This window comes from Acidovorax radicis, from assembly GCF_020510705.1.
GTDB classification, from domain to species: domain Bacteria; phylum Pseudomonadota; class Gammaproteobacteria; order Burkholderiales; family Burkholderiaceae_C; genus Acidovorax; species Acidovorax radicis_A.
In genome coordinates this window covers 983,435-1,002,092 of record NZ_CP075184.1, presented here as the reverse complement: position 1 = coordinate 1,002,092, position 18,658 = coordinate 983,435, and the positions used below count along the sequence as shown (strand labels likewise).

The 18,658-nt window shown below is 62.5% G+C and carries 13 protein-coding genes; 12 read left to right on the top strand and 1 reads right to left on the bottom strand.

From position 1 onward, the window contains the following. Positions 1-7 precede the first annotated feature (7 nt). From miaB to mdoH, 6 genes are all read left to right on the top strand, one after another. Entirely contained in the window at positions 8-1,351 is a 1,344-nt protein-coding gene (miaB, locus tag KI609_RS04465) for a tRNA (N6-isopentenyl adenosine(37)-C2)-methylthiotransferase MiaB (RefSeq protein WP_226447519.1), read from the top strand. 22 nt (positions 1,352-1,373) lie between these two features. Continuing rightward, positions 1,374-2,840, top strand: a complete 1,467-nt coding sequence (locus KI609_RS04460; protein WP_226447517.1) for an ATP-binding protein — start codon at positions 1,374-1,376, stop codon at positions 2,838-2,840. Positions 2,841-2,901: 61 nt separating this feature from the next. Further along, positions 2,902-3,531: a hypothetical protein gene (locus KI609_RS04455; protein WP_226447515.1), complete on the top strand. Its 630-nt coding sequence runs from the start codon at positions 2,902-2,904 to the stop codon at positions 3,529-3,531. A 37-nt stretch (positions 3,532-3,568) separates the two neighbouring features. After that, positions 3,569-4,990, top strand: a complete 1,422-nt coding sequence (locus tag KI609_RS04450; protein ID WP_226447512.1) for a sigma 54-interacting transcriptional regulator — start codon at positions 3,569-3,571, stop codon at positions 4,988-4,990. 182 nt (positions 4,991-5,172) lie between these two features. Then, the gene (locus KI609_RS04445; protein ID WP_226447510.1) at positions 5,173-6,759 is read left to right on the top strand and encodes a glucan biosynthesis protein G; all 1,587 of its coding nucleotides are present in this window, start codon (positions 5,173-5,175) and stop codon (positions 6,757-6,759) included. Beyond that, positions 6,732-8,756 carry a glucans biosynthesis glucosyltransferase MdoH gene (gene mdoH, locus KI609_RS04440; RefSeq protein WP_226447508.1) on the top strand — a complete coding sequence of 675 codons (2,025 nt, stop codon included), beginning with the start codon at positions 6,732-6,734 and terminating at the stop codon, positions 8,754-8,756. Before KI609_RS04445 ends, mdoH begins: the two co-directional genes overlap by 28 nt. 137 nt (positions 8,757-8,893) lie before the next feature. Here the strand turns inward: mdoH and ffh are convergent, their stop codons facing one another. Continuing rightward, entirely contained in the window at positions 8,894-10,273 is a 1,380-nt protein-coding gene (ffh, locus tag KI609_RS04435) for a signal recognition particle protein (RefSeq protein WP_226447506.1), read from the bottom strand. A gap of 99 nt (positions 10,274-10,372) precedes the next feature. On the opposite strand from ffh, the gene KI609_RS04430 reads away from it, so the two are divergent. The 6 genes from KI609_RS04430 to KI609_RS04405 all read left to right on the top strand — a co-directional run bounded on the left by KI609_RS04430 (position 10,373) and on the right by KI609_RS04405 (position 18,533). Further along, on the top strand, positions 10,373-11,170 hold the full coding sequence (locus KI609_RS04430) for an inner membrane protein YpjD (RefSeq protein WP_226447503.1): 798 nt from the start codon (positions 10,373-10,375) through the stop codon (positions 11,168-11,170). Then, positions 11,167-11,394 carry a PP0621 family protein gene (locus KI609_RS04425; RefSeq protein ID WP_226447501.1) on the top strand — a complete coding sequence of 76 codons (228 nt, stop codon included), beginning with the start codon at positions 11,167-11,169 and terminating at the stop codon, positions 11,392-11,394. The genes KI609_RS04430 and KI609_RS04425 overlap by 4 nt, the downstream gene beginning before the upstream one ends. A 4-nt stretch (positions 11,395-11,398) precedes the next feature. Beyond that, on the top strand, positions 11,399-13,102 hold the full coding sequence (locus KI609_RS04420; RefSeq protein ID WP_226447499.1) for a two-component system sensor histidine kinase NtrB: 1,704 nt from the start codon (positions 11,399-11,401) through the stop codon (positions 13,100-13,102). Positions 13,103-13,113: 11 nt separating this feature from the next. Then, on the top strand, positions 13,114-14,634 hold the full coding sequence (locus KI609_RS04415) for a sigma-54-dependent transcriptional regulator (protein WP_226447497.1): 1,521 nt from the start codon (positions 13,114-13,116) through the stop codon (positions 14,632-14,634). Continuing rightward, positions 14,618-15,235, top strand: coding sequence for a 1,6-anhydro-N-acetylmuramyl-L-alanine amidase AmpD (ampD, locus tag KI609_RS04410; protein ID WP_226447495.1), 618 nt, complete (start codon positions 14,618-14,620; stop codon positions 15,233-15,235). Before KI609_RS04415 ends, ampD begins: the two co-directional genes overlap by 17 nt. 376 nt (positions 15,236-15,611) lie before the next feature. Beyond that, positions 15,612-18,533: a ribonucleoside-diphosphate reductase subunit alpha gene (locus tag KI609_RS04405; protein WP_226447493.1), complete on the top strand. Its 2,922-nt coding sequence runs from the start codon at positions 15,612-15,614 to the stop codon at positions 18,531-18,533. Positions 18,534-18,658 lie beyond the last annotated feature (125 nt).

Genomic DNA, 18,658 nt, shown 5'->3' with positions numbered 1-18,658 from the left:
AATTGCCATGGCCAAAAAAGTCTTCATCAAAACCTTCGGCTGCCAGATGAACGAGTACGACTCGGACAAGATGGCCGACGTACTGCACGCCGCGCAGGGCTATGAACCCACGCAAAACGTGGACGAGGCGGACCTGATCCTGTTCAACACCTGCTCGGTGCGCGAAAAAGCGCAGGAAAAAGTCTTCAGCGACCTCGGCCGCATCAAACACCTCAAAGCACGGGGCGTGAAGATCGGCGTCGGCGGATGTGTGGCCAGCCAGGAAGGCGCCGAGATCATCAAGCGCGCGCCCTATGTCGATGTGGTGTTCGGCCCGCAAACCCTGCACCGCCTGCCCGAGTTGCTGAACCAGCGTGACCGGCAAGACCGTCCGCAGGTGGACATCAGCTTTCCTGAAATCGAGAAATTCGACCATCTGCCGCCAGCCCGGGTAGAGGGCGCAAGTGCCTTTGTCTCGATCATGGAAGGTTGCAGCAAATATTGCAGCTACTGTGTGGTGCCGTACACCCGCGGTGAGGAAGTGAGCCGCCCGTTCGACGACGTGCTCGTGGAAGTCGCAGGGCTGGCGGACCAGGGAGTCAAGGAAGTGACGCTGCTGGGCCAGAATGTGAACGCTTATCTGGGCAAGATGGGCGGCACCAGCGAAAACGCAGACTTTGCGCTATTGCTCGAATACGTGGCAGAGATTCCGGGCATTGAGCGCATCCGTTACACCACCAGCCACCCCAACGAATTCACACCACGGCTGATCGACGCCTACGCCCGGCTGCCCAAGCTGGTCAGCCACCTGCACCTCCCGGTGCAACACGGCTCAGACCGCATCCTGATGGCCATGAAACGCGGCTACACCGCCATGGAATACAAGAGCACGGTGCGCAAGCTGCGCGCCATCCGCCCTGATTTGGCCATGAGCAGCGATTTCATCGTGGGCTTTCCTGGCGAGACCGAAGAAGACTTCAACAAGATGATGAAGCTCATCGATGACATCCATTTTGACAACAGCTTCAGCTTCATCTTCAGCCCCCGCCCGGGTACACCTGCCGCCGGGCTGCACGACGATACCCCCCATGACGTGAAGCTGCGCCGCCTGCAACACCTGCAGGGCGTCATCAATGCCAACATCAAGTCGATCAGCGAAAGCCGCCTCGGCACGGTGCAACGCATTCTTGTGGAGGGCACCTCCAAGCGCGACAGCACCGAACTCATGGGCCGCACGGAATGCAACCGGGTGGTCAACTTCGCGGGGCAAGCTCGCCTGGTGGGGCAAATGGTGGACGTAACGATCACTGAAGCCAAAGCCTACACACTGCGGGGCGAAGTGCTCACTCATGAGGCAGCGCACGCAGCGTGAGGCGTTGCACACCCCTGACACGATGCCTTTAGAAAGCAGCCTGCCAAACACGGGATCGGTCAAAGTCAGTGGCCCGCTCAGTGGCCTGTCGTTCCAGCAATTGCTGCTGCTGGCGTTTTTGCTGATTGCCGGACTATTGGGCGTGAGTTCGCTGCGGGCACTGCACACGCTGGAGCAGTTGATGCTTCAAAGCCGCCACGGCACGGCACAAGCGGCCTCCTTGAGCAATGCTGCACAGGGGTTGAACCAGCGCGGCCAGGCACTGGAGCGTGCCGCCCGGCAGTCACTGGTGCTGCGCGACGCCACATTGCGCCGCAGCTTTGACGAGATGTCCATCGACGCATTGGTGCTTCTGGACCAACTGCAAAAAGGCGGAATTCCCGAAGAGCAATCCACACAGTGGCGTCTTCACCTCGATACCGTCAAAGGATTGCTTGATGCACCACCCTCGCTCGCGCTGGACAACGAGCAGCGGGTCGCCGAGGAATTTGTCGCATTGGATAGCCTCCATGCCGCTATCGCGCAGGCGGTGCAAGACACCAATATGCGGCGCAACCAGGACCTTCAAGGCCGGATCGAAGACAGCCGCCGCAACGTCACGCACCAGGTGGTTGGCGTGATTGTGTTGGCCCTGGTCCTCGCACTGGCCCTGGGCATCTGGCTGGCACGCCCCTTCAAACGACTGGAACGGACGATCCAGAGGCTGGGGGAAAACCGGCTTGATGAAGCCATCGCGATCTCCGGCCCCGATGACGTGCGTCGACTGGGCCAGCAGCTCGAATGGCTCCGCCTTCGGCTGCAGGAGCTTGATACGGACAAGGCACGTTTTCTGCGCCACGTCTCGCACGAACTCAAAACGCCGCTGGCAGCGTTGCGCGAAGGCGTGGCACTGCTGCAGGATGGTGTGACCGGAGAACTCAACCCTGGTCAGCATGAGGTCGCGCAAATTCTGCACCACAACACGCGAGTGCTCCAAGACGAAATCGAGGCACTGCTGCGTTTCAATGCGGCGGCCTTTGAGGCGCGCCAGCTCAAACGCAGTGATACCGACCTGCTGGCGTTGCTGGAAGCGCAAGTTGAAGCCCAGCGCCTGCAGTGGCAAGCCCGGGGACTGCGAGCCGTCGTGGAAGGCTCCTCGGTGTCAATGCAGGTGGATGCGGACAAGATGGCATCGGCCATCAGCAACCTGCTATCGAACGCCATCCGCTTTTCACCCAAAGGTGGCATGGTGCGCCTGGTCCTTTCGCAGCGTGCAGGATGGGTGCAGGTGGACGTTTTGGACGAGGGCCCCGGTGTGGCTGCGGCCGATCGGGGCCACATCTTCGAGCCTTTCTACCGGGGGGGCCGCCAACCCGACGACGCAACGCGTGGAACCGGCATTGGCCTGTCTATCGTTCAGGAATACGTGGCCGCCCATGGGGGCCGGGTGCGGCTCATTGAAGAAGGCGCCCACACCTTTTTTCGCATAGAACTACCGAATGCAGCCTAGTTGCACCCCTCCCATAACCCCAACGATCCCGTGGCGGAGTCGGCACGCCGGCATCTTGTCGATGGTTGTGAGCCTTGTGCTGGCGGGCTGCCAGGCGCCCATGATGCCCAAGCGGGTGTCGCAACCACCACCCGATCCCACCAGCTGGGTGACGACATCTCCAGCGGCCAATGCGCCAACAGATGCAGACTCATCGCCCTCGGCTGCCCCCACAACGCCCGCCACGGCGGATCCGGTGCAGCGGGTGCTGGCCCAGACGGATAGGATTTTGAGCATGCCCGCCCCAGAGCTGGGCAAGGAGATTGCCCGCCTAAGCGCTACCGAAGAGACGGCAGCAGAAAAAACACTGGTGCTGGCCATCGCTTTGTCCCACACCCGCCAGGCCGTGGATACTGCGCGCGCCCTCGGCCTGGTGCAACGGGTGTTAGCCAACAACGCCACAGACGAAGCACAGGCACTGCAGCCGCTGGCACGCCTGGTTGAAGCGCGCCTGCTGCAACAGCGACGGCTTGAAGACCAACTGGAGAAGCAAAGCCAGCAGTTGCGTGACACGCAGCGCCGCAACGACCAGCTCAACGAGCGCCTGGAGGCGGTGCGTGCCATCGAACGCAGCCTGACCACCCGCCCGGTCTCGCCGCCCTCCGCGCCTGCGCCAGCCCCCGGCAGCAACACGCAACGACCGGCCCCCTGACGCCCCCACACCAGAAGATTGAGCGAGACAACCAGCCATGGCTACACCCCCGTCTATCAACAACCGCCGCCTGGCCCCCGCTGCGCGTCTCCTGGTGGTCGATGACGATGCCGACATGCTGAGACTGCTGTCACTGCGGCTGAAGGCAGCGGGATACGAAGTGATCGCCGTGGGTTCTGCCGAAGCGGCACTGGCCCAGCTGGACACGGCGCGCCCCCAACTCGTGTTGAGCGACGTGCGCCTGCCAGGGCGTGACGGACTGGCCTTGTTTGACGAAGTGCGTGCGCGACATCCGTCGCTGCCGGTGATTTTGCTGACCGCACACGGCACCATTCCCGATGCAGTGGAGGCCACATCGCGCGGTGTCTTTACCTACCTGACCAAACCCTACGACGGCAAAGATCTGTTGGAAAAGATTGGCCAGGCGCTGGCCCTGAGCGCGCCCGTTGCCACCCATGCACACGCCAACGAAGACTGGCGATCGGAGATCGTGAGCCGATCCAACCGCATGACGGACCTGCTGGCCGAGGCGTACATGGTGGCGCAGTCGGATGCCAGTGTGCTGTTGCTGGGCGACAGTGGTGCCGGCAAGGAGCTGCTGGCGCGCGCTATTCACCGCGCCAGCCCACGGGCCAACCGCCCGTTTGTGGCAGTCAACTGCGGCGCCATCCCTGAAGCGCTGCTCGAATCGGAATTGTTCGGACACGTCAAAGGGGCGTTCACCGATGCGGTAAGCAACCACAAAGGGCTTTTTCAGGCGGCCGAGGGGGGCACGCTGCTGCTCGACGAAATTGGTGACATGCCCCCGGCGCTGCAGGTCAAGCTGCTGCGTGTACTGCAAGAGCGCGCCGTGCGCCCCGTGGGAGCCAGCCAGGCCACGGCGATTGACGTGCGCATCATCTCGGCCACCCACCGCGATCTGGAAGCCGCCATGGCGACCGCCCAGTTTCGCGAAGACCTGTATTACCGCCTCAACGTCGTCACGCTGGCGCTGCCCACACTTGGCGAGCGACGCGAAGACATTGCGCTGCTGGCCAACTACTTCCTCGACAAGCTCTCGCGCAAATACGACAAACGGCTGTCGGGTTTTGCGCCCGAGGCGCTCAAGGCACTGACCATGGCCACATGGCCCGGCAATGTGCGCCAGCTCTACAACGTGGTGGAACAAGTGTGCGCACTCTCCACCACGCCGCTGGTGCCTCTCACCCTGGTGCAGCGCGCCCTGCGCACACCCTCCACCCAAGTGCTGAGTTTTGCGGAAGCGCGCCAGCGCTTTGAGCGTGAATATCTGGTGGGCTTGCTCAAGATGACCGATGGCAACGTGGCCGACGCCGCCGGCCTGGCCCAGCGCAACCGGACCGAGTTCTACCGCCTGCTGCAAAAGCACGAACTCACACCGGGTCACTTCAAGAACGATACGCCCGGCGTGGATGGTGTCGCTGACGAGCGACACGACTAAGTTGTTGATTCACTGAGGTTTTCATCCCTGGCTGCGGCCATCTGTCGCCCTTTGGCGACAAAACAGGGGTGAAAAGCGGCCCCCTACCGCAGTGCACAAACACTTACAAGCAAAAAGACCGATAAGTCGTTGATATAGAACGACTTTTCAATGCTGGCACGGGGTTTGCCCTAGTAGCCCGCATGCAGGCTTCTTTTTTTACTCCATCTTCACCGTTCTCGCGGCGCACCCAGTGGCTCGCGGTGGTGCTGGGCGCCGTGCTGTTGACAGGCACAGCACAGGCACAGGGCTTCGATTTTGAGCGCGTGACGCAGATCGCCCGAGAGCGCGCCCAAAAGCCATATCAGCCAGTCAGCAACAAGCTGCCAGCGGATCTGGCCCCGCTCAACTACGACCAGGTTCGCGACATCCGCTGGCGCCCTGAGCGTGCGCTGTGGCGCAAGGAAAACCTCGCGTTCGAAGCAATGTTCTTCCACCTGGGCCTGTACCAGACCACGCCGGTGCTGATCAACGAAGTGACCCCACAAGGCACACGCCACATCCGTTACAACCGCGCGGATTTTGACTACGGCAAGAACGAGGTCCGGCCCGAGACCTGGGGTGACCTGGGCTTTGCCGGCTTCAGGCTGCACAACCCCTTGAACTCCAGTGCGTACAAAGACGAACTGGCAGTGTTTCAGGGCGCCAGCTATTTTCGTGCGCTGGGCAAAGGGCAGCAGTACGGCCTGTCTGCGCGCGGGTTGGCCATTGACACGGCGGGCGCAGCACCCGGCCAAGGCGAAGAGTTTCCGCGCTTCACCGAGTTCTGGCTCGTCAGGCCCGAAGCCAACGCCACCACGGTGACCGTGTACGCGCTCCTGGATTCACCCCGTGCGAGCGGTGCGTATCGCTTTGACATCCAACCCGGCGCACAGACCACCACCACCGTTCACAGCCGCGTTTTTTTACGCACCGGCTCCGGCACGGGCAACCCCATTGCCACGCTGGGTATCGCCCCGCTGACGAGCATGTTCTTTTTTGGCGAGAACCAGCCCCGCAAGGACGACTTCCGGCCCGAGGTGCATGACTCGGATGGTCTGATGATCGCCACCGGCGAAGGCGAATGGTTGTGGAGGCCCCTGCAAAACCCCAAGCAGACGTTGGTGACCTCTTTTGCCACCAAGAACCCCATAGGTTTTGGGCTGATGCAACGTGACCGCCAGTGGGCCAGCTACGAAGACGTGGAAGCCCGCTATGAACGCCGCCCCAGCGCCTGGGTGCGCCCGCTGCACAACTGGGGGGCGGGCCGTGTGGAGCTGGTTCAGCTGAACACGCCCGATGAAACACACGACAACATCGTCGCCTACTGGGTGCCCGCGCAGATGCCCGCCCCCGGTCAGCCGCTGGAATTCGCCTACGAGCTGAGCTGGCAGGGCGATGACCAGCAGCGCCCACCCAGTGCCTGGGCTACCCAGTCGCGCCGTGGCATGGGCTACACGAAACAAAGCGCCGAAACCTTGCGCCAACAAACCCAGTACGTCGTCGACTTCGATGGGCCGGCCCTCCTGGCCCTGCCTGCCGACGCCACGGTCAAAGCGGTGGTGACCAGCGATGCCAACGGCCAGGTGCTCGAAAACATGGCCTATCGCAACCCTGCCACAGGGCAGTGGCGCATGACGGTTCGCGTACAGCGCACCGACGCCCACCGGCCCGTCGAGCTGCGCGCTTTTCTTCAACACGATAACCACGCTGTGAGCGAAACATGGACGCACATCATTCTTCCCGAGTAAACCCCAGAGAGCGCCACGGCGACACCGCTCAGCGCAGTGCGTTGCGTGAGGAACGCCACCCCAATTCGGTCACGGCGCCCCCGCTCAACCGAGGCTCCATGGCGCCGGTGCCCTGGCGGGGGTTCTGGAACAGTCTGAGTACCGCATTGCTGCTGCGCCTGACCGGTTGCCAAGCCGCGCCACAGGCCCCGCAGCCTGCACAGCCTGACAACCCAACGAGCACCGCCTGGCAAACCGGTGCGCAGCGCCGCCGCTGGACTTTTGCATTGCTGACCCTGCTGACCACCACGCTCGCGAGTTATTTGTTTGCCAATGTGCAGCCTGTCTATGACAACGCCTGGCTGAGCTATGGACAGATTGCGCTGTTTGCACTGCTCTCCGCCTGGGTAGTCACAGGCTTTCTGACCGGCCTGATGGGGTTTTGGGTGATGGTGCGCGGCGACAAACACGCCCTGTCTGTGCGCAGCGTCACGGCGCACACGCTGGCGCCAGGGGCCCGCACCGCCATCATCATGCCGATCTGCAATGAAGACGTGGCCACGGTATTTGCCGGCCTGCGGGCTACCTGCGAGTCAGTGGCCTCCACCGGGCATGGCGCCACGTTTGATGTGTTTGTCTTGTCAGACAGCTACGACAGCGGCATTGCCGCAGCCGAGCGCGCCGCCTGGGAGGACCTGCGTACCGCACTGGCCGAACACGGCCAACAGCCCCAGGTGCAGGTGTATTACCGCCTGCGCACGCGCCGCACACACCGCAAAGCGGGCAATGTGGCCGATTTTTGTCGCCGCTGGGGCAAGGACTACCGTTACATGGTGGTGCTGGACGCCGACAGCGTGATGAGCGGCGATTGCATCGTCTCGATGGCCAAGCTGATGGAAGCCCACCCCAGCGCCGGCATCATCCAGACGGCCACCCAGGCCATCGGCCACGTCACACTGCACGCACGCGCACAGCAGTTTGCGTCGCGCGTCACCGGCCGGCTGTTCACGCTGGGCATGCAGTATTGGCAGTTGGGCGAGTCGCACTATTGGGGCCACAACGCCATCCTGCGTGTGGAGCCTTTCATGCAGCACTGTGCGCTCGCCCCCATCAAGGGCAAAGGCGGTTTGGCGGGCGGCATCATGTCGCACGACTTTGTGGAGGCTGCGTTGATGCGCCGCGCTGGATACCACGTGTGGCTGGTCTCCGACCTGATCGGCAGCTATGAGCAACAGCCACCAGACCTGCTGGCCGAGCTGCAGCGCGACCGTCGCTGGTGCCAGGGTAACCTGCAAAACGCCCGTCTCGTGGCCGAACCCGGCATCCACCCTGTGCACCGCTCGATGTTCATCACAGGGGCCATGGCCTACCTGTCGGCGCCGCTGTGGCTGGCGTTTCTCACGCTGGGCACGGCGCTGTGGCTGTCGGGCGCCAAGCTGGTGGCCGACTGGCATATCCTGCCCACCGAGTTGCTCGCGCTCTGGGGATGGACGCTGTGCATGCTCTTTCTGCCCCGCATCCTGGGCGTGACGGCCGTGTTCATGCGCCACGAGCAAAAGGAGTACGGAGGCGCTTTCAGCTTGCTCAAAAGTGCCGTGCTGGAAAGCGTGCTCGCCATCCTGCAAGCCCCCATCCGCATGCTGGCGCATTCGCTGTTTGTACTGATCGCGTTGACCGGCCTGAAGCTCGAATGGAAGTCGCCCCCGCGCGAAGCCCATGCCGTGCCTTGGTTGTACGCGGTACGCCAGCTGGCCCCCATGAGTGCGGTGATTGCCTTGTTGGGCGTCGGGGTCGCGCTAATCGACAGCAGCGCGCTGCTGTGGCTGCTGCCGGTGGGCCTGCCTTTGGCGCTGGCCATTCCGCTGGCGGTTGTCACCAGCCAGATCGCCTTGGGCAAGGCCCTGCGTGCCCAGCGCCTGCTGCTGATCCCCGAGGAAGCATGGTCGCCGCCCGTGTTGCGCCGCGCCTGGCTGCATGCCAGCCAGCTGTCTGCCGCAGTGCTGCTCAAGGCTGCGTGAGCCGGCCAGCGTGCACCTTGTAGCGAACGGCGCCCACCCACAAAAAAACCGGCCCTCACCGGTTTTTTGTTTTGCTCACTTATTGATAGCTGATAGCGCTTTATGTATAAGCGCTAGAGGCCAAAAATGCTTAAAAATCAGAAGGGCATCTTGGGCATACCGCCACCGCCCATGCCTTTCATGCCGCCCATTTTTTTCATCATCTTCATCAGTCCGCCGCCCTTCATCTTCTTCATCATGTCCTGCATCTGCTCAAACTCCTTGAGCAGGCGGTTGACCTCCTGAACCTGCACCCCGGCGCCGTTGGCAATGCGTTTTTTGCGGGTGGCCTTGATGATTTCGGGCCTGCGGCGTTCCTTGGGCGTCATGCTCTGAATGATGCCTTCCTTGCGCTTGATGTCCTTCTCGGCCTTGTCCATGTCCACCGCACCGGCCTTGGCCGTGAGGTGAGACGGGAGCTTGTCCATCAGGCTGGACAACCCGCCCATCTGCTTCATCTGCTGGATCTGCGAGAGGAAATCGTTCAGATCGAACCCATCGCCACTCTTGACCTTGGCCGCCAGCTTTTGCGCGGCCTCCATGTCCACCCCGGCGGTGACCTGCTCCACCAGCGCAACGATGTCGCCCATGCCCAGAATACGGCCCGCATGGCGCTCGGCATCGAACACCTCCAGGCCATCGAGTTTCTCGGACACGCCCGCAAACTTGATGGGGGCTCCCGTCACCTGCCGCACCGACAACGCCGCACCGCCACGCGAATCGCCATCAAGCTTGGTCAGCACGATGCCGGTCAGCGGCAGCGCCTCTTTGAACGCCTTGGCCGTGTTGATGGCATCCTGGCCCTGCATGGCATCTACCACGAACAAGGTCTCGACCGGCTTCAGTGCGGCGTGCAGGTCCTTGATTTCTTTCATCAAGGCTTCGTCGATGGCCAGGCGGCCGGCCGTATCGACCAGCAGCACGTCGAAGTAATGCTTCTTGGCGTAATCGAGCGCCGCCAGCGCGATATCCAGCGGCTTCTGGTCGGGCGTGCTGGGGAACCACTCGGCGCCGGCCTGCTGGGTCACCGTCTTGAGCTGCTCAATGGCGGCCGGGCGGTACACGTCGCCCGAAACGGTCAAGACCTTCTTCTTGCGCTTTTCGATCAGGTGCTTGGCCAGCTTGGCCGTGGTGGTGGTTTTACCCGCCCCCTGCAAGCCTGCCATCAAAATGATGGCAGGCGGCTGGGCCGCCAGGTTGATGTCCGCCACGCCTTCACCCATGGTGGCCGCCAGCTCGCGGTTAACGATGCTGACCAGGGTCTGGCCGGGCTTGAGCGAGCCAAGTACCTCTTGTCCCAGCGCCTTTTCCTTGACGCGCGCAATGAAATCACGCACCACCGGCAAGGCCACGTCGGCCTCCAGCAGTGCCATGCGCACTTCGCGCAGCATGTCCTGCACGTTGGATTCGGTAATGCGGGCCTGGCCACGCATCTCCTTGACGAGGCGCGAGAGTTTGTCGGTAAGGGCGGAGGCCATAAAAGAAGTTCCGGTGTTGCCTGTGCACGGTCAACGCAGCCGTTGAAGGCACAAGCCCGCCAGGGCGCTGGCGGTGGGCGAAAGGCTAAACTGTGACCCATGATTTTACCCAGTGCTTCCCCCGCCAGCTGGCTGCTGGCCCTGGCTGCTGCCGTGGCCTATGCCGTGCCCGCCGCAGCGGCTTCGCGCATGAGTGCGGTGGCCGCACGCAATGCACTGCTTGTGGCCTGGCTACTGCACGGCGCCGTGCTGGTGTGGGGGCTGTGGGGCGATACGCCCCGGTTTGGCTTTGCGCCCGCGTTGTCCATGACAGCGTGGCTGGTATTGACGGTGTATGCGGTGGAGCGGCAGCTGTTTCCGCAGATGCAGGCCCGCTGGGTGCTCGCCGCCCTGGGGGCCGCCGCCATCGTGTTGGCCCTGCTTTTTCCGGGGCAACCGCTGCATGTTCAAGCGTCGGCCTGGTTGCCGCTACACCTCGCACTGGGCATCGCCTGCTATGGCTTGTTCGCCGCAGCGGTCGTGCATGCCTGGCTGATGACCCGTGCCGAGCGCCACATTCGCCAGGCGGAAGACCCGCGCAGCGGTATCCCACTGCTCACGCTGGAGCGCCTGACCTTTCGTTTTGTCGTCGCGGGCTTTATTTTGCTGACCGCCACGCTAGCCGCGGGCTGGCTGTTTGGTGAAACCCTGTATGGTCGCGCCTGGCGATGGGACCACAAAGCCATTTTCTCGCTGCTGTCGTGGGTGACCTTCGCCACCTTGCTGCTTGGCCGCGCACGTTTTGGTTGGCGCGGGCGCAATGCCGTGCGGGTGCTCTACACCGGCTCTGCCCTGTTGCTGCTCGCCTACGTGGGCTCCCGTTTTGTTCTCGAAGTTGTATTGGGCCGCAGCACATGAAGTACCTGGTCTTGCTGGTTGTCCTGGCGGTGGCCATCGGCGTCTGGCGCAGCCGACGCGCACCGGGCGCCGCCACGCAAAACACCCCGCCGCCGCCCCTGGCGTTGCCACAGGACATGCCTGCCTGTGCACATTGCGGCATACACATCCCCAAGGCTGAAGCCCTGATGCTTGGCAACCAGGCCTATTGCTGCGCCGAACACCGGCGCCTCGGCCCCGCCTGACGCCATGTACGGGTTGCCAGCCAGTAGCTTCATGCCCACTGTGGATGCGCCGTTTGTGCGGATGTGGCGCGGGTTTCTGACCGGTCGCGTCATGGTGGCGTTTGCCCTGGTGGTTCTGCAGGGCGCCGGCCAAATCATGAACCAGGCTACAGAACCGGCCGTGCTCGCGGTTTGCCTCGTGTATCTCGTGGCCACCGCGTTGCTTCGCGGTCTGGCCCGGCGCGGGCCACCGTCTCCCAGTGCCGGGCCCCAATGGCTCCCATCCATTGGCGTGGACCTTGTCGCCATCACCGCATTGCAGTTATTGCATGTGGGCAGCATGAACTACACCCCTTTGTTCGGGCTGCCCATTCTCATGGCAGCCGTGCTGGGCACACTCACGCTGGCGCTGGGAACCACTGCGGCCGTCACCTTGCTGCTCCTGGCGTGGGCCTGGTGGCTAGGGACCCGTGCAGGCGGAGACGACGCACAGCGTTACCTGCAAAGCGCGCTCACCGGCACGGGCTACTTCATCCTGAGCTACCTGACCCACCAGCTGGCCACCCGCCTGACACGCGAGCAGGAATTGGCGCAACAGAGTCGCATCGCGGCCAGGGTACAGACCCAGGTCAGCGCACTGGTTATCCAGAATCTGACCGATGGCGTGCTGGTGGTGGACGAAAACGACGTCGTCCGCATTGCCAACCCTGCGGGTTTGCAATTGCTGGGTGGCGACACACTGCCTGAATTACCTTTCACCCTCGCATCAGAGCCAGCGTGGCAGCCCCTGGTGTTGTTGGCCCAACGCAGCTTTCGGCGGGAGCAACCCCTGACGGCGGACGTGGACTTGCTGCGCCCAGGCAAAAGCCCCATGGGCTTGCATGTGCGCACTTGGCTTACATCCATGCAGGAGGCTGCAAAACCGTCGCGCGCCGAGCGCCTGTGCGTGATGTTTCTGCATGATCTGCGTGAAATGGAAGCCCGGTTGCGCACCGAGAAACTGGCGGCCATGGGCCGAATGTCCGCCGCCGTCGCCCACGAAATTCGCAACCCCCTCGCGGCCATTGTTCAGGCCAATGCATTGCTGGAAGAGGACCTGCAAGACCCAGGGCACCTGCGCCTGGCGCGCATGGTGCGGCAAAACGCTGATCGCCTGGCCCGCATTGCCGAGGAGGTGCTGGATATCGCCCGTGTCCAGCACCAGATCAGCCACGCCCCCGCTGCGACGGTGCCGCTCGATGAAACGGTCGCTCAGGTATGGAGCGACTGGCAAGCCCAGAATCCGTGTGAACGCCGTGCGGTCGTGATGCTTGGCGCGGGCGCCACGCAGGTGGAGTTTGATGCCGAGCACCTGCGCCGCGTCCTGGTGAACCTGCTGGACAACGCCTTGCGCTATATGGGCCAGGCGCCCGACTCCCTGTCGATCACAACGCGCGCTACGGCTGGTGGTCAGGTTAGCCTGCAGGTGTGGAGCGACGGCGCTCCCATGGACAAATCGGTAGAGCGGCATCTGTTTGAGCCCTTCTTCTCCTCGGAGAGCCGCTCCAGCGGGCTGGGCCTCTATATTTGCCGGGAACTGTGCCAGCGCCATGGCGCATCCATCAGCTACCAACGGCTGCACCACACTACGCTGCGGGGCGAGACTGGCGGAAATGCTTTCACCGTCAGCTTCCGCCGCACCACCCGTCCCGCAGATACCGCCACGCTTTTTGACACCATCGTGGTCTGAACCGCATTGCCATGAACGCTCCCAACGCATCCATTCTTGTTGTAGACGACGAGCCCGATCTGCGCACCTTGTACGAGCTCACGCTCTTGCGCGAGGGTTATCGCGTGGAGACGGCATCCACCGTGCAGGAGGCACGCGATCAGCTCAAGGCCCACCGGTTCGACGCCGTGATCACCGACATGCGCCTCCCCGATGGGTTTGGCATGGAGCTACTGCAGGACCTGCGCGATCAGCAACGCCGGGAGCGTTGTGTGGTCATGACCGCTTATGGGTCGGCCGAGAACGCCGTGGAAGCCCTGCGCGCTGGCGCTTTTGATTACCTGACAAAACCCGTGGACCTCAAGCAGTTCCGCTCGGTGGTGGCATCCGCCATACAAGGCACAGGCGGCGTGCCAGCGCCGCGCGCAGCACGCAGTACCGGCAACCCAGGCCGTCCATCGGCGGCCTCTGGCGAGCTTGCTGTTTCTGGCGCAGCGCTGGACCGGCTGGTGGGTGAATCAGAGGCACTGCGCAACGTCAAGCAGCGGGTGGCCAAGGTATCGCGGGGCATGGCACCAGTGCTGATTCATGGGGAGTCCGGCACCGGCAAGGAGCTCGTGGCCCAGGCATTGCACGCCCACAGCCAGCGTGCGGATGGGCCACTGATTGCAGTGAACTGCGGTGCAATTCCAGAAAATCTGCTCGAAGCCGAGTTTTTCGGAGCCCGTAAGGGCTCGTACACCGGCGCGTCGCAAGACCGCGATGGCTACTTTCAGGCCGCTCGGGGCGGCACCCTGTTTTTGGACGAAATCGGCGACCTGCCCCTGGCCATGCAGTCGAAGCTGCTGCGAGCGATCCAGGAGCGCAGCGTGCGCCCCCTGGGCTCTACCCAAGAGGAGACGGTGGATGTGCGCATCGTGAGCGCGACCCACCGCGACCTCGCGGCAGATGTCCAGTCCGGCCGATTCCGGCAGGATCTGTATTACCGCCTCAACGTGATCGAGATCCTGATCCCGCCGTTGCGCGAGCGGCGCGATGACCTGCCTGCGCTGTGCGCCGCCTTGCTGGCACGCATCTCGCAGGAGTCCGGAATGCCCGTACCCGCACTGACCGAGGACGCATTGAATGCCATTGCAGCCCACCCACTGACAGGCAATGTGCGGGAGCTGGAAAACCTGCTGCACCGCGCGGTAGCCCTCAGCGACGGCGATGAATTGACGGTGGATTGGCCATCACGTCCGGTCAACCCACCGGCGGGAACACGCATGGTGGCCTCGCCAGGCACATTGCTCGCATCCCCGGACACAGTGCAGAACAGCCCGTCGAAGCCCTCCGCCCCCAACGGCTGTACCGATCCCCTTCCCACTGACCTGCAGGCATGGCTGGACCAACAAGAGCGTGAAATCCTGATCCGTGCCCTGCGCGAGGCTGGCTTCAACCGCACAGCGACCGCCGCCAGGCTGGGTATCAGCCTGCGCCAGATACGCTACCGTATCGCCCGCCTCAACATCGCGGCGCCGAACGATCAAGACCCGAATGACGATATCGGATGACATCCAGGACGCAGGCGTGAGCCCCTGGGACGGTGGCTGGCACCGCTTGGCACGGAGAGTGCCCTCACCCAACTTCGGCCAGCGCCCCGTTTCAAGCGGCGCAGTGGATCTGATCGTGGTGCATTCGATCAGCCTGCCCCCTGGCGAATATGGCAACGGGGCTGTGCAGCAGCTCTTTACCAATACCCTGAATTGGGACGCACACCCCTACTTTCAGCGTATTCGCGGACTTCAGGTGTCCAGCCATTTTTTTGTCGAGCGCACAGGGGATCTGTGGCAATTTGTGGATTGCGACCAGCGCGCCTGGCACGCGGGCCCATCCAGCTACCGGGGCCGCAGTAATTGCAACGATGACTCCATCGGCATTGAGCTGGAAGGGCTGGAAGGGCTCACCTTTGAGCCGGCGCAATACCGCACGCTGGCCACGCTCTGCCAGGACATTGCCGCACGCTACCCCGTTCGGCATATCGCAGGCCATGAACACATTGCACCGGGCCGCAAGGGCGATCCAGGCCCGGGCTTTGACTGGGCCGAACTGCAAAACGCGCTGCAGTGGCAAGCGGGGCTCTTTCCGCAAAAGTCAACCCCGCCTTTCGCGTAATCAAGGGTTTTCCCGAATCTTCTGCGCTCTTTGCGCCAAACCACGACACTCGCATCCCCGTATGGACAGCGCGTGTCCACGCGGCTGCTGAAGCAAAAGTCTCCGCGAGACTGCGCCAAGTCAAGGTTTGGCCCCTGGAATGCCCCATGCACAAGGCCTTGGAGCCGACCCGAAACAAGCGTGAAACCGGCTGGTAACAGACAGCTTCAGCAGCCGTGTGAATATAGCGCTGTACACTACCGGTAGTGTCTTGCTACCATCACACCCACTAGCTATAGCGTGTGGAAAGCAACCCACCTTTCCCACCTTCCTCGCACGCAACGCCCCTCGGCGCACTGAATTCGCCTTTCCCGACAGCTCCCAAAGGACCTCTCAAATGCAAGCTGCTCTGACCCCTGCATCGACCACCAACACGCTTGGTCACCCCTCTACGACCGCTGACGCCTCGCCTGCCGAACAACCGGGTAGCGCAACGCTGACCCACTATCAAATCATCCGCCGCAACGGCTCGGTTGTCCCGTTCGAGCCGCAGAAAATAGCCGTCGCCATGATGAAGGCCTTCCTCGCCGTGCATGGCACCCAGGGTGCCGCCTCCGCCAGCGTGCGCGAGGTCGTTGACACGCTGACCCAGAACGTCGTGCGCGCACTCGTACGGTCACGCCCGGGCGGCGGAACCTTCCACATCGAAGACGTGCAAGACCAGGCCGAACTCGGCCTGATGCGTGGCGGCCACCACGAAGTGGCCCGCGCCTACGTTCTCTACCGCGAACGCCGCACCCAAGAGCGCGCCCACCAGCAAGAGCAGAAAACGCACTCGGTGCCCGCACTGCACGTGATTGACCTCGGCCAGCGCGTTCCACTCGACGAAGCACGCCTGCTGGGCCTTATCCAGTCTGCCTGCGCCAACTTGGGCGCCGACATCCAGGCGGCCCCCATAGTGGCAGAGACCATGCGCAACCTATATGACGGCGTACCCATGGACGAGGTGTACAAGGCGTCCATCCTGGCGGCCCGCACGCTGATCGAGAAAGACCCCGACTACACCTACGCCACCGCGCGCCTGCTGCTGCACACCATCGTGCGCGAAGTCCTGGGCCGCGACGTTATCCAGAGCGATATGGGCCAAGCCTATATCGACTACTTCCCACAGTTCATCCAGAAGGGCGTGGAGAATGACCTGCTGGATGAACGCCTGCAGCAGCAGTTCGACCTTCGGCGCCTGGGTGCCGCCCTTAAGGCCGACCGCGATCTACAGTTTGACTACCTGGGCCTGCAAACCCTGTACGACCGGTACTTCCTCCACGTCAAAAAGACCCGCATCGAACTCCCCCAGGCATTTTTCATGCGCGTAGCCATGGGCTTGGCACTGAATGAGGCCGACCGCGAAGCCCGTGCGATTGAGTTCTACGAAGTGCTGTCGTCCTTCGACTTCATGTCGAGCACGCCCACCCTGTTTAACGCCGGCACGCTGCGCTCGCAACTCTCCAGCTGCTACCTCACCACGGTGCCCGACGACCTGGATGGCATTTACGAGTCGATCAAGGAAAACGCGCTGCTTTCGAAGTTCGCGGGCGGCCTGGGCAACGACTGGACCCGCGTGCGTGCGCTGGGCAGCCACATCAAAGGCACCAACGGCGAATCGCAAGGTGTGGTGCCATTCCTCAAGGTGGTCAACGATACGGCCGTGGCGGTGAACCAGGGCGGCAAGCGCAAGGGCGCTGTCTGCACCTACCTGGAAACCTGGCACCTCGACATTGAAGAGTTCCTGGAACTGCGCAAGAACACCGGCGACGACCGCCGCCGCACGCACGACATGAACACGGCCAACTGGATTCCCGACCTGTTCATGCGCCGCGTGATGGAAAAGGGCACCTGGACCCTGTTCTCGCCCAACAACGTCCCCGACCTGCACGATCTGTTCGGAGCCGACTTCGAGAAGGCCTATGTAGCCTACGAAGAAAAGGCCGCCCGTGGCGAGATCAAGCCCGCCAAAACGGTGCAAGCCACTGACATGTGGCGAAAGATGCTGACCATGTTGTTCGAGACTGGGCACCCATGGATCACGTTCAAGGATGCATGTAATGTGCGTTCGCCCCAGCAACATGCAGGCGTGGTGCACTCGTCCAACCTTTGTACCGAGATCACGCTGAACACCAGCGACACCGAGACCGCCGTCTGCAATCTCGGCTCGGTCAATCTGCTTCAGCACATCAAAAACGGGCAGATCGACCACGACAAGCTCAAGAAGACCATCACCGTGGCCATGCGCATGCTGGACAACGTGATCGACATCAATTACTACGCCGTCAAAAAAGCGCGTGACTCCAACCTGCGACATCGCCCCGTCGGTCTGGGCCTGATGGGCTTTCAGGACAGCCTGTATGAGCTGCGCATTCCCTACGCCTCTCAAGCGGCTGTGGAATTTGCAGACCAGTCGATGGAGGCCATCTGCTACTACGCCTACTGGGCATCCACCGAGCTGGCCAAAGAACGGGGTCAGTATTCAAGCTACAAGGGCTCGCTGTGGGACCGTGGAATCCTGCCATTCGATACGCTGGACATGCTCGCCAGTGCACGGGGTGGTTATGTAGAAGTCGACCGCTCTTCCTCCCTCGACTGGGATGCTCTGCGCAAGAAGATTGCCCAGGACGGCATGCGCAACTCCAACTGTGTTGCCATCGCCCCAACGGCGACGATCTCCAACATCATCGGCGTGGATGCATCGATCGAACCATCGTTCGGCAACCTCTCGGTCAAGTCCAACCTGTCGGGCGAGTTCACCGTCATCAACGGGGGGCTGGTAAGGGATCTCAAGCGCCTTGGCCTGTGGGACGACGTAATGATCATGGACCTCAAACATTTCAAAGGTTCGTTGCATCCCATTGATCGTGTGCCGCAGGACATCAAGGCCTTGTATTCGACCGCGTTCGAGGTGGAATCGCAGTGGCTGGTGGAAGCCGCATCACGCCGCCAGAAATGGATCGACCAGGCACAGAGCCTGAATATCTACATGGCAGGCGCATCAGGCAAGAAGCTCGACGATACCTACAAGCTTGCCTGGATTCGTGGCCTCAAGACCACTTACTACCTGCGCACCCAAAGTGCGACACACGTCGAAATGAGCACGGTGAACACGCGCCAACTCAACGCAGTTTCGTCCGGCAATGAGGGCGCGACAAACAGCGCTTCGGCGTCCGCTCAGGGCCAATCGAGCGCACCGGAAGTGACCGCCGCAGTGCCGGCCACAGACGTTCAGTTTTCAGCCATCGACGATCCAGGTTGCGAAGCCTGCCAATAAAAACTTCGCGCGCAACGCCTCGCATGCAGTTGAGGCGTTGCGCATGTGCTGTGAAGCAACAAAACCTTGCTGCATAACGCTTCAGTGCTTTTCTTTTCGCAGCACTGCTTTCATAATCCGAACAC